Source organism: Mobiluncus curtisii subsp. curtisii ATCC 35241, assembly GCF_000146285.1.
Classification (GTDB): domain Bacteria; phylum Actinomycetota; class Actinomycetes; order Actinomycetales; family Actinomycetaceae; genus Mobiluncus; species Mobiluncus curtisii.
In genome coordinates this window covers 270301-282151 of sequence record NZ_GL385912.1, presented here as the reverse complement: position 1 = coordinate 282151, position 11851 = coordinate 270301, and the positions used below count along the sequence as shown (strand labels likewise).

11 protein-coding genes are annotated in these 11851 nt (G+C 56.6%); 10 read left to right on the top strand and 1 reads right to left on the bottom strand.

The window, feature by feature from the left end:
* Positions 1–16: 16 nt before the first annotated feature.
* The gene (locus HMPREF0574_RS01255; RefSeq protein ID WP_004006852.1) at positions 17–874 is read right to left on the bottom strand and encodes a RecB family exonuclease; all 858 of its coding nucleotides are present in this window, start codon (positions 872–874) and stop codon (positions 17–19) included.
* An 84-nt stretch (positions 875–958) separates the two neighbouring features.
* Between HMPREF0574_RS01255 and HMPREF0574_RS01250 the strand changes: the two genes are divergently transcribed.
* From HMPREF0574_RS01250 to lgt, 10 genes are all read left to right on the top strand, one after another.
* Positions 959–2020: a tRNA (adenine-N1)-methyltransferase gene (locus tag HMPREF0574_RS01250; protein ID WP_004006851.1), complete on the top strand. Its 1062-nt coding sequence runs from the start codon at positions 959–961 to the stop codon at positions 2018–2020.
* Positions 2013–3596 carry a proteasome ATPase gene (arc, locus tag HMPREF0574_RS01245; RefSeq protein ID WP_036324821.1) on the top strand — a complete coding sequence of 528 codons (1584 nt, stop codon included), beginning with the start codon at positions 2013–2015 and terminating at the stop codon, positions 3594–3596. Before HMPREF0574_RS01250 ends, arc begins: the two co-directional genes overlap by 8 nt.
* A 15-nt stretch (positions 3597–3611) precedes the next feature.
* The gene (locus tag HMPREF0574_RS01240) at positions 3612–5192 is read left to right on the top strand and encodes a proteasome accessory factor PafA2 family protein (protein WP_036324819.1); all 1581 of its coding nucleotides are present in this window, start codon (positions 3612–3614) and stop codon (positions 5190–5192) included.
* Positions 5193–5237: 45 nt separating this feature from the next.
* Positions 5238–5435 carry a ubiquitin-like protein Pup gene (locus HMPREF0574_RS01235; protein WP_004006848.1) on the top strand — a complete coding sequence of 66 codons (198 nt, stop codon included), beginning with the start codon at positions 5238–5240 and terminating at the stop codon, positions 5433–5435.
* 3 nt (positions 5436–5438) lie between these two features.
* Positions 5439–6842 (top strand): proteasome accessory factor PafA2 family protein, encoded by a 1404-nt coding sequence (locus tag HMPREF0574_RS01230; RefSeq protein ID WP_004006847.1) that lies wholly within the window; start codon positions 5439–5441, stop codon positions 6840–6842.
* Entirely contained in the window at positions 6839–8512 is a 1674-nt protein-coding gene (locus HMPREF0574_RS01225; protein ID WP_236585882.1) for an FKBP-type peptidyl-prolyl cis-trans isomerase, read from the top strand. Before HMPREF0574_RS01230 ends, HMPREF0574_RS01225 begins: the two co-directional genes overlap by 4 nt.
* An 8-nt stretch (positions 8513–8520) precedes the next feature.
* On the top strand, positions 8521–9312 hold the full coding sequence (gene hisF / locus HMPREF0574_RS01220) for an imidazole glycerol phosphate synthase subunit HisF (RefSeq protein WP_004006845.1): 792 nt from the start codon (positions 8521–8523) through the stop codon (positions 9310–9312).
* A gap of 127 nt (positions 9313–9439) precedes the next feature.
* Positions 9440–9862, top strand: a complete 423-nt coding sequence (hisI, locus tag HMPREF0574_RS01215; protein WP_004006844.1) for a phosphoribosyl-AMP cyclohydrolase — start codon at positions 9440–9442, stop codon at positions 9860–9862.
* Positions 9862–10710 (top strand): indole-3-glycerol phosphate synthase TrpC, encoded by an 849-nt coding sequence (locus tag HMPREF0574_RS01210; protein ID WP_013189533.1) that lies wholly within the window; start codon positions 9862–9864, stop codon positions 10708–10710. The genes hisI and HMPREF0574_RS01210 overlap by 1 nt, the downstream gene beginning before the upstream one ends.
* Positions 10710–11792, top strand: a complete 1083-nt coding sequence (gene lgt / locus HMPREF0574_RS01205; RefSeq protein WP_004006842.1) for a prolipoprotein diacylglyceryl transferase — start codon at positions 10710–10712, stop codon at positions 11790–11792. Before HMPREF0574_RS01210 ends, lgt begins: the two co-directional genes overlap by 1 nt.
* Positions 11793–11851 lie beyond the last annotated feature (59 nt).

Sequence of the window (11851 nt, the reverse complement as noted above, 5' to 3'; positions counted from 1 at the left end):
AAGGTCCGTGAACTGCCTAGCCCGCGGCGGCAGGACCGATTTCCGAAATTTTTTCTAACATTGCTGGGTCGACTTCCGGGCTAATACCACCGAAAACGGGACAGAGGTTTTGAAAGTAACACCAGTCGCAGAGTCGAGATTTCCGCGTTTCAAAACGATTCGCGTGCAGGTGAGCAGCTATGTCTGACCACAGCGCGTTAATTTCAGCTGCGAACTCGTCCACGTTGGCATCTGTGGGGTCGAACGTCAGAACCTGAGGGTTGCCTCCCAGGAACAACAACTGGGTCCGCTTGGGAGTGACTCGATATTGTTCCCGGTACAGCAGAGCATACATCCGCATCTGAAAGACGTATTCTCCGGTAAAGCGCATATCGGGAGCCTTGCCGGTCTTGTAATCAATGATGCGTACGTCCCCGTTGCCTGCCTGTTCTACACGGTCGATAAATCCGCGCAGCCTTAAACCGCTGGATAATACCGTTTCCACCCCCAGCTCCCGACCGCTAGGATGCAGCCGGCGCGGATCTTCCAAGGAAAAATAAGCATCAATAAGCTGGCGGGCGGCAGCTTTCAACTCCTGCTCGGAAGTCTGTGCCAAGACTTCGGAAAGTTTATAAGCTCCATCCGTGACCTTTTCCCAAGCGCGGTCCACGGTTTCACGCACCGTGGGAGCTTGTCGCTCGGCGGGAGGCAAATCAAACATATCCTCCAGCACCTTATGCACTAAACTGCCGCGCAAAGCGGCGGGGCTTTGGGGCTCCGGGAGTTTATCAACGTATTTGAAACGCCACTTTAGGGGACATTGTTGAAACTGTTTCGCCGAAGATGCCGAAAGCGCTGGGGGACGAGGAGCGGGGGCAGATGACGATTCACTCATGCCTTCAGGTTATCGCCTGACTGCCAAAAATCTCTTCGTTTACCAGACCGATTGCGTCGGGGTGAAAAACCATAGGTTAAGATAATGGCTATGGCTCAATCTCAGGAAAAACCATTCATTCCCGGCGGTCCAGCGCGTCGCCGCGGTCCGTTTCGCAGTGGAGAGTGGGTCCAGCTGACCGATGAAAAAGGTCGAGTGCATACGACTCTACTGCGCGAAAACGGCTATTTCCAATGCCATCAAGGAACCTTGCGTCACCAAGAAATTATTGGGAAACCGGAGGGCACAATTTTTCCTTCGGAGCGCGGCGAACATCGCTTCACCGCCTTGCGTCCCCTGCTGGTTGATTATCATCTGTCCATGCCACGCGGGGCGCAAATCCTCTATCCAAAAGACGCTGCGCAAATCGTGATGGAAGGCGATATTTTCCCCGGTGCGAACGTTGTCGAAGCCGGGGTGGGCAGTGGTGCTATGACTATGAGCCTGTTGGGGGCAGTAGGGTCATCCGGGCATGTCACCAGTTTTGAGTTACGTCCCGATTTTGCAGAGGTAGCGCGATGCAACGTAGAGATGTGGTTTTGTGGGGACGTGAGCAACTGGGAGTTGCGCCTGGCTGATCTCAGTGCAGGGCTGCGAGATGGCGTGGCAGATAAATCTGTGGACCGGGTGGTGCTGGACATGTTAAAGCCGTGGGAGCACCTGGAACAGGTCCATCGAGTGCTGGTGCCTGGCGGGGTGCTGACCTGCTATCTCACCACCATTACGCAGCTGGCGCGGATGGTGCAAGACCTACGAAACTTCGGCGGATTCACGTCGTTGCGCTCTTGGGAGTCCCTGGTTCGACCGTGGCATGTTGACGGTTTGGCGGTCCGACCTGATCACCGCATGATTGCCCATACGGGATTTATATTTACAGCGCGCCGCCTGGCTGACGGCGAAACTTCCATTCGGCACGGCGAGGAAGCAGTGGGACAGTTCGACTCCCGCGACGCCCTGTGGGAAGACGAAACCCTTGACTATGAGGCTCCGCGCCCAATTTCGGATCAAAAATTGCGTCGCGTCATCCGGGATGCCACGGAAAAAGCCGCCTATCAACGGGATCAGACGGCTCGCCGGGAGACACATCAGGAGGAGCGCGATGAATGATTCCAATCCGAGTATCGAAGATTTGAAACGTGAGGTTATTTCTGTCGGAGAACACAACGCACGCCTGAAAGCTGCTCTGCGAGAAACAAAAACCCAACTGGAGTCCCTGCGCTCCCAGCTGCGACAAATCGGTCAACCGCCCTTGTCGCACGCTATTTTTGAAGGATTTTCCACCGATACTGTGACCGGAACGGATGTCAACCAGCCCTCTCGACTGGCAGAGGTCGCTTGGGACGGAAAGCACGTTCGCTTAGCGGTGCAGGAGTTCGCGGGGGTGGACCAGCTCCAACCGGGTGATGCCGTGTGGATAGACGCCACCCCGGTGGTGGTGGGTAGCGCCCCACGTTCCCTCTTTGGAACTGTGGCTACCGTATGTGACCTAAAGATGGATCGGTCGGTAGTACGCCTATCCAGCGGAACGGAAGTTGCGGTGCGGCTGCGCCCCGGTTTTGCCGAAACCTTGAAAGTCGGTGACACCCTTTTGGTAAATACGCGGGCAGGTTGGGGATTGGAACTGCTCGAAAGCGCCGGGGTCGAACAAGCATTGCAGCCCGAAGTGCCGGGAGTCACCTATGACGATATTGGGGGGCTGGACACGGAGATTGCGCATATCCGGGCGGCGGTGGAGATGCCCTATACCCATCGCAATCTGTTTGCCTCCTACGGTCTGAGCGCACCCAAAGGTGTCTTGCTGTACGGACCTCCCGGTTGTGGAAAAACCATGCTTGCCAAGGCTGTGGCGACATCCCTGGCGGTGCAATACGACCAACCCAGCGTGTTTCTCTCCGTGAAAGGACCCGAACTGCTCAGCAAGTTCGTGGGCGAAACGGAACGGCAGATACGTGCCATTTTTGACCGCGCTAGAGAACTGTCAGCGGGTACGCACCCCGTGGTGGTGTTTTTTGATGAGATGGAAGCCCTGTTCCGTACCCGCGGCTCGGGTATTTCCTCCGATGTGGAAACTATGTTGGTACCGCAACTGTTGACCGAGATGGACGGTTTGGATGAGCTGCGAGACGTGATAGTCATTGGCGCTTCAAACCGGGAGGACATGATTGATCCGGCACTGCTGCGCCCCGGTCGCTTTGACGTCAAAATTCGCGTGGGGCGTCCGGATGAGGCGGCGGCGCGGGGTATTTTGGCTCACCATTTCAGCCCAGCGACCCCTTTCGATGAGGCGCAAATGTCCGCGGCCGGGGGAGCGACAATTTTTGCTGTAAACCTGGTGGAAGCCGCGGTCAATCGCCTGTTTGTCCAGGAACCAGCCACTTATCTGTGCACCCTGCGCTACGTCGAGGTAGGGGGTAAAGAACACGAACGGAAAGTGTTTTTTAGCGACATGATTTCCGGGGCTTTGCTGGTTTCGATTGCGAACCAAGCCAAAAATTTAGCGATAGGTCGTGAACTGAACGGCGACGGGCACGGGATTCGCTGGGAGGATCTCAACGCCGCCCTTGCGGACACTATCGCGCAGACTGCGGCACTAACGTCGCTGCTGCCACCGGAGGCGCTGGCACGAGACTTGGGAATCAACTGCATTGCCAGCGGGGTCGTCCGCGACCCGTCATATTCCTAGTCAGGGGCTGGACTTGTGACAAATCAACGCGTGGTAGGAATCGAAACCGAGTATGGCATAGCGATTGACCCGGATTCGGAAGTTTACACTCAACCCGACTTCCGGCATAGTCCTGAGAGCCTGTCCGTGGTGGCGGCACAAGCTGTGCGTTCCTGGCAGGCGAGTTTGCGTCCGGATGGGCAAGCGATTGGCTGGGACTGGGAAGGGGAGGATCCCCTCCAAGATTTACGAGGCACGCGACTGGACCGCGCCAGTGCTGACCCGACCATGTTGACTGATGACCCCCAGCGGTTTGCCCCGGCATCTCCAGGTGTGGAGACTGCTGCGGAGGACACGTTTTCAGTGCAAGAGTTGGTGGGTCAATCCTCTCCCATGCTGACGAATGTGGTGTTAACCAATGGAGGACGTTTCTATGTTGACCATGCTCACCCCGAGTACTCCACTCCCGAAGTTTTGACCGCCCGCGATGCGGTGGTGTGGGACGTAGCGGGGGAATATGTGGCCCGACGAGCCATGAGCGTTGCCTCCAGCTATGGTTCACCGATCGTGCTGTACAAGAACAACACTGATTCCAAAGGGTGGTCTTACGGTTCACATGAGAACTACCTGTTGGCTCGGGAAGTTCCGTTTCCGCTGCTGCGCGATTGTTTGGTGCCATTTTTGGTGACGCGACCGGTGATTTGCGGTGCCGGTCGGGTCGGTATCGGAAAGAACAGTGAAACTTGCGGTTTCCAGATGTCGCAACGTGCAGATTTTGTAGGCGATTTGGTTGGTTTGCAAACCACGTTCAACCGACCCATCGTCAATACTCGTGACGAATCTCATGCCGGTTCAAAGTGGCGCCGTCTGCACGTCATCAACGGCGATGCGAATCGGTTCCCCGGCTCTATCTTGGCTAAAGTTGCCGCGAGCCGGGCGTGGCTGGCAGCTGTGGAAACGGCTTGGAAGATTAGTCACAAGGCTCCGCCGGTAGAGGGATTGTTTCTAGAGTGCGACCCGGTAGCAGCCGGGTGGCAGGTGTCCCACGACATTGATTTTCAGACGACCTTGCAGTGTGCCGACGGGACAGAGCGCAGCGCGTTGGAGTGGCAGTGGGTTGCGGCAAACACAGTGGCAGATTTCTTGCATTCCCAAGACCGGGACGTTCTGTTAGCGGATGCGCTCACTGATGCACTGACCTGGGTAGATACCGTACGGATACTGCGCGAGGATCCTGTAGCGGCGGCGCGGCGGGTCGAATGGGTGGCGAAACGTACGATTTTCCAGGCATTGAGTCGGCGAATTCCCGGTGGCTGGTCCAGTGAAAAATTGGCTGCTCTGGACATTCAATGGGCTGATTTGCGACCCGGCTTGTCCCCGGTCGATAAGTTGCGAGCGAAAGGTCACGTTGAGGAGGTCGCGCCCGCTACGGATATTAATTTGGCTGCCACCCAGCCCCCTGCCGGCACACGCGCGAAAGTCCGTGGAGAGGCAGTAGCCCACCGAAAAGACTTGGTTGCAGCTAGTTGGACAGCTTTGGTGGTTCGTGTCGGGCGGGATCGGCTGCAGCGGATTTACCTGCGTGATCCGTTCTCTAATCAGGCGTTAACTTCGTGATTGCACAGGCTATGCTTACCCTAAAGGTGGAGATGAAGTGGCACAATGGAGAATGTTATGAAACAAGACCAGACAAATTATCCGGCAACCCCCACCTCACCTGACTCGAGTGCGTTTCCTGTTGGACACGGTCAGATTCAAGAACCCGCAGGACTGGACGACCTGCTTGACGAAATCGAGGACCTGGTTGCCGAGGATGCGGGGACCTTCGTGCAAGGGTTCGTGCAAAAAGGCGGCGAGTGAACCTTGGCGCGAAACGCTCACCTGGACTGCTTGCCGCGCCGCATTTTCGGTATCGAGACGGAATATGGCATTCTTGCCGCGGCGGTGTCGGGAGGAAAGCCGGTGGCGGATGCGGACACGGCTGGACGGGTGTTGTTTCGTGACCTCCTCGCCCGCAACCAAAGCACTTCAGTGTTCCTTCCCAACGGGGCACGGCTCTATCTCGATGTCGGATCCCATCCCGAATACGCCACAGCGGAATGCTTGAGCCTAGACGATGTGCTCAACCAAGACCGCGCCGGGGTGGAAATCCTGGCGGATATGGCGGCTGGGGCCAGCAATCGTCTGAGCGCCCAAACTGGCACGAAAACCCAGGTACACCTGTTTAAAAACAACTTGGATGCGGCGGGTCACTCGTGCGGCTGCCACGAAAACTATCTGCTGTACCGAGATGGGAAGTTTCGTTCCCTGGTCGATGCTCTCGTCTCTTTCTTAGTGACCCGTCAAGTCATCACCGGGGCTGGTGCCCTGCTGCGGATTCAAGGGAAAACCCGCTATTGCTTCTCACAGCGGGCTTTCCAGATAGATGACGCCGTGTCCGCCGCCACCACTTCCACTCGCCCGTTGGTGAACACACGCGACGAACCCCACGCGGACCCGAAACGGTATCGTCGTTTGCACGTCATTGTGGGTGATTCCAACGTTTTAGAGCCTCCGACACGTTTCAAAATCGCGACGATGAACCTGTTGCTGGCAGCCCTGGAGGCGGGGGTGGATTTTTCTGACCTCTCTCTGACCTCACCCATCGTCGCGTTACGCGACATCACCTCGGATGTCACAAATTTTGGGGGGCAGATTCGGGTGGAACTGACGGATGGACGACTCTGGAGTGCACTGGATATGCAAGAAACTTTCCGCGACCGTCTCTCAGAAGTGTTTTCCGGGGCTGAGATGGGTGCGGACTATCGCGAAGTTTTGGCGCATTGGGGGCAATGGTTGACGGCGCTACGGAATCAAGATTTGGACGCTTTAACGGGGCATTTGGATTGGGCGACAAAATTTTCGTTACTGAATGGTCTGCGTCAACGTCACGATTTGGAATGGTCTGACTCCAAAATGGCACGTTTGGATCTGGCTTATCACGACATCACCCCCGGAGGGCTTCGCTTGGATCAGCGCGGCTTAGCAACTCGGTTGACCTGCCCGAACGCGGTTGAGGCTGCGAAAACGGTACCTCCGCAAAACACTCGCGCCAAGGTGCGCGGCGCATTGATTACAGCGGCGCGGGAACACCGGGCAGATTTGCAAGTGGACTGGACTCATCTACGTCTGCCGGAATCAGGATTGGGAACCGTGACACTCAGCGACCCCTTTGCAGTTACCAGCCCAGAAGTCGATATGCTTATGAAAACAATGGAGGAAGTTTGAGCGAAGAAAGCCCCCGGCGTTCCTCGCACCGGGCCGCAGGTCCGGTTGATGCAGGAACTTACGTTAGGCGTGAGGTAGACCCGAACCTTTCGCCGCGTCGGCGTGCCCGAATGATGGCGGAGGATGCCGAGCAAAAGTCCTCTGCCGCGACCCAGCCGATAACGGAGGGTGCCAAAGATCTGCTGACGTCTTGGTTAAAAGCCAACGGCTTCGAGGACTTAGAAGCTTTCCAGGAAATGACCCGGAAAGCAGACTCGCAACTTCGTCAAACATCCCCGTCCGGTCAGGAACTGCCCCCCGCCGCAGCCCCGGCACCGCCTGTCGAAACTCCGCCCCCCGCCCTTGTGCCCCCAGAAGAACAGGTGGTATCGATACCCCTCACTCCGCCGGCAATGCCTGCCGTGTTACCGCGTCGTTCCACCCGCGTGGCGGCACAACAACCGGGGCAAACGCCCGCCCCAATTCCGAACCAAATGGATTACATCCCGTGGACGGAACCCGCCAATCTCGACGTTACCTCGAGCGATACGGAAGTGTCTCCAATCCCGGATTCAGTTATCGAGGATGCCCCCGTCGAAGTATCTGTACCCACAGAAGCTCCGGTACCAGAAGCAATCCTGAGTCTTCCTCCCGAAATGGTGCCTACGGTCAGTTTGCGACGTGAAGACGTGCAAAATCGGGCTTTCGTTGAGCCGGTAAAGCCAAAGGTTCACAGCCCCCGTCGGGCGGCGAAATTGCGACGTGCGGCGTCTCTACCTCGGAGACCGAAACCATTAGCAAAGACGAAGGTCGTCCCGATTGCCCTCACTTTAGGAATTCTCTTGGCGCTCACTGTTGCCTTAGCACTTTTGATTATGTGGTATCGCAGCGCCGTGGCTGTCAGCGACCCCGCGAAATCAAAGATTGAAGTCTTGGGCGCGATCGGGGCGCAACCCGTGCTGACCCTGTCTGAGCCCATTCCTCTGGAACGAAGCTCTACTGAACGTCTGATAAAAGGCGACGGGCAAAAGATTCAAGACAATACCATGGTCGCGTTGCGGGTGACGGTCTTTTCGGGAATGACCGGGAAACTGGAATCCACCCCTGGTGATGAATCCGTGTTGGTAGGTCCGCTTTCTGCCAAGGTCTTCGGTACGGAACTGTATCACGCGGTGCGGGGTGCCACCGAAGGGTCACGCTACCTGTTGAAACAGCCTGTCGAGAAACAGGGCACGTCCACCATGGAAATCGGGGTTATAGATATTATTCCTACCTCCCTGAATGCCCAGATGAAGCCACTACCGCCCGAGGCGGGGGTAACCGTTACCGAAGACCAGGGGCAAGTTCGCCCCAGCATCGTCTCGGACTTCAGCGGTGATTTTCGTTTCTATCCTCTGATTACTGGTTCGGGGGCGACAGTGGCTCCCGGTCAGACGGTACTGGTGAAATATCAGGAATTTTCCTACTCGAATCCGCCCGCACTGCTGAAAGATCACTGGTCTGAACCGGTGAAGTTAAAACTCGATGATAAAGTGCAGCAGGGGGCAGCGCGCGGCATTGTGGACCGCAAGATTGGCTCTCGGATGCTGCTGGAAGTGCCTCCTGCCGAAGGCTCCGGGAACCAGGCAACTATCTTGGTTATAGATATTTTGGCGGCCTGGGATAATCCCGAAATGACGAAAGAATCTTGAGGTGACAAATGTCGAACCGTTACGCTGATGACACTCTGACAGTGCGAGTGATTCCCTGTTTGGATGTAAATGCGGGTCGCGTAGTCAAAGGGGTCAATTTTGAAAACTTGCGCGATGCGGGAGATCCTGTCGAACTGGCGGCGAGTTACTGCGCAGCTGGGGCGGACGAAATAACGTTCCTGGACGTGTCTGCCTCCGTGGAGGGGCGGGCGACGATGGCAGAAGTCGTGCAGCAGTGCGCTCGTGAGATTTTTGTACCCCTGACGGTCGGTGGTGGGGTGCGCAGCGTTGCGGACGTGGAACGTTTGCTGAAATCCGGTGCCGATAAGGTCAGTATCAACACCGCCGCGATTGCTCGCCCGGAACTCATCACCGAGATTGCGTCGCGCTTCGGAGTGCAAGTGTTGGTGCTGTCGGCGGATGCCAGGCGAGTGCAGGGCGAGGTACGCACTCCTTCGGGCTATGAAGTCACCACACATGGAGGCAAACAATCTACCGGTATTGACCTTTTGGAATGGATTAATCAGGCCTGCGAACACGGTGCTGGGGAAGTGCTGTTGAACTCGATGGACGCTGACGGCACCAAGTCCGGCTTCGACATTGAGATGCTACAGGCGGTTCGTCCGGTTTGTCCCGTTCCCCTCATTGCTTCCGGGGGTGCAGGTCGCGTCGAACATTTCGTGGCAGCTGCACAAGCCGGGGCGGATGCGGTCTTGGGGGCTTCCGTCTTTCACTTTGGGGAAATTTCAGTGCCGGAAGTTAAGGCGGCTTTAAGCGCGGCAGGGTTCCCGGTTCGCTAGTTTTTACAGCACGGCGTGCGGACTTCGCGACCTTATCGCCTGACCGGGAACAGGCTTGTGCGTTTAGGCAATTTATTTTGCTCTCAGCGATTTGGGTAAATATCACGTCTGCTGGCAATATAATTCCGTGACCGAATTACCCGATGATGTGTCCCAGCGTCTGAAACGCGACGCCCAGGGGCTGTTTGCTGCGGTAATTCAAGATTTTGACACGAAACGCGTGCTCATGGTCGGTTACATGAACGATGAGGCTTTGGCGCGCACTCTGCGCGAAGGGCGGGTCACTTTCTGGTCGCGCAGCCGGCAAGTCTATTGGCGTAAAGGTGACACATCCGGTCATGTTCAGTTCCTGCGCCGAATCGAGATGGACTGCGACGGAGACGCGCTGCTGCTGCAGGTGAAACAGGTAGGTGCCGCCTGCCACACCGGTACCCGGTCTTGTTTTGATGCTGGAGGAGTCATCGCGCCGGCGCGAGTGGACGCAGATGTGGCGACCTCAGAACCCTGGTGCAAGCCCCCCGACGGGGCGACGGAGACGGCGGGTTATTGATGCTGACTTATGAGGAGTTTTACCGTCAAGCCAAAGCTGGGGTTGCCCTGCGCGAGGCCACAGTGCCTTTGGAACTCGTCAAAGAGCAGGCTCGTCACGCTCCCAGCCCAAAAGACGGCTTGGCGGTGCTGCACTCCCGTCCCGGTTTTGTCGCCATCATGGGGGAAATCAAACGGCAAACTCCGACCGCTGGTTTTCTCAATCCCATTGAAGATCCGGTGGAATTAGCCAGGGAATACATCGAAGGCGGGGCAGTAGCGGTTTCTGTGGTGACGGATCATCCTAACTACCTGGGGACGACAGAGGACTTTGTACAGGTCCGTCAGGCTCTGGACGTGCCGCTGCTGCGCAAGGAATATGTGGTCACTCCCTATCAGATTCACGAGTCGCGGGCGATGGGCGCGGATATGGTGCTGCTGATGGTGGCTTTGCTGGAACCGATAGTATTGGAATCGTTGGTGGAACGGACACATTCGTTGGGAATGTGCGCTTTGGTAGAGTGTCATTCTCGTTTGGAGGCGCGGCAGGCTATTTCGGCCGGGGCGCGTCTCATTGGTATCAACGCTCGGAACCGAGAAACGGGCGCGGTAGATCGCTCCATGTGCGAGCAAACTATTGACGTCATTCCTCCCGACATCACCGTGGTTGCGGAATCTGGGGTGCATGGTCCACAGGAAGTCTTTGATTATGCTCGGGTCGGGGCTGATGCCATCTTGGTCGGTGAAGCGCTGGTGCGTTCCCCTGACCCGGTGAATCTGTTGCGCAAGATGACTTCTGCAGCGCAGCATCCTGCTTTGCGTCCCGATCGGGCATCCCGGTATCGCCATAACACTGAAGGTCACGAGTAATGTTTTCCCTGAGTTTTACCCCTGCGTTAGCGGTTTTGTCTACATATCACGGTCTGCTTTCTGCTGTCCGCACCAGCATTCCCTCTCCGCCTTCGCCGATTTTGTTCAGCTTGGGACCGCTCACGGTTCGCTGGTATGCCTTTTGGATTATTTTGGGCATGGCGCTGGCGATTTTCTGGACCTCCAAGCGTTACCAAGCCCGCGGAGGCAATCCGGAGCTGGTGGGCGACATTGGGGTCTGGATTTGCTTGCTGGGTATCGCTGGGGCGCGGGCTATGGCAGTGTTTTCCTATCCTGGCGATTACTTTGGTCCGGGTATCCCGTGGTGGAAACCATTTGCTATCTGGCAAGGCGGCTTGGCTATCTATGGCGGTATCATCGGCGGATTCCTCGCCATCGTGTGTTTCCTCCGCGTCAAGCGACAGCCCGTAGGAGTGTTCCTGGATGCTCTGGCGCCCGCGATGCTAGCGGCTCAAGCTCTGGGACGCTTGGGTAACTACTTTAATCAGGAAGTCTATGGCAGAGCCACGACCTTGCCCTGGGGGCTAGAGATTAGTCCCCAGATGGCTCCCGCAAACACGGCACCAGGCACCCTGTTCCACCCAACTTTTCTCTATGAAATTATCTGGAACCTTTTCGCCATGGGCATCCTGCTGCTGTATGAAAAACTCCGTAAGCGTTCCCATAATTCCGAGTTTGTGCAACAGGCGGATTTGTGTCCCCCGACCAATCAATCTTGGGGACGCCTCTGCGCGTGGGAAATCATTGGTCTGTACCTGTTCCTGTACAGTCTGGGGCGATTTTTCCTGGAGTTTGTGCGTATCGACTACCAGTACACGGTTGCTGGGGGAGTCCGCTGGTTCCAAGTCGTTGCCGGTGTTATTGCCGTTGCGGGGCTAGCTGTATTTGGGGTGGCTCGTTACCGGAAACTTCCTCCTGTTCTGACCGAGGTGACCCACTCCGCCCCGGATTGCCCGGAAACGCAATCCATCGAGCTTAACCGAGAAAAATCCCCTTTTGAGCCCGAGTCTAAATCTGAGCCAAAAATGACTGCCAGTACTGAAAAAGACCCCGAAAAATAAATTTATTTCGGACAACGACCCGATTTAAGCAGCAATTTTACGGATGATGCGGTACAATG

Bases quoted from the DNA above. Each gene is read 5' to 3' on its own strand.
- lgt (WP_004006842.1), top strand. From the start codon at position 10,710: ATGTTTTCCCTGAGTTTTACCCCTGCGTTAGCGGTTTTGTCTACATAT.
- HMPREF0574_RS01210 (WP_013189533.1), top strand. From the start codon at position 9,862: ATGCTGACTTATGAGGAGTTTTACCGTCAAGCCAAAGCTGGGGTTGCC.
- HMPREF0574_RS01235 (WP_004006848.1), top strand. From the start codon at position 5,238: ATGGAGAATGTTATGAAACAAGACCAGACAAATTATCCGGCAACCCCC.
- HMPREF0574_RS01250 (WP_004006851.1), top strand. From the start codon at position 959: ATGGCTATGGCTCAATCTCAGGAAAAACCATTCATTCCCGGCGGTCCA.
- arc (WP_036324821.1), top strand. From the start codon at position 2,013: ATGAATGATTCCAATCCGAGTATCGAAGATTTGAAACGTGAGGTTATT.
- HMPREF0574_RS01255 (WP_004006852.1), bottom strand. From the start codon at position 874: ATGAGTGAATCGTCATCTGCCCCCGCTCCTCGTCCCCCAGCGCTTTCG.
- hisF (WP_004006845.1), top strand. From the start codon at position 8,521: ATGTCGAACCGTTACGCTGATGACACTCTGACAGTGCGAGTGATTCCC.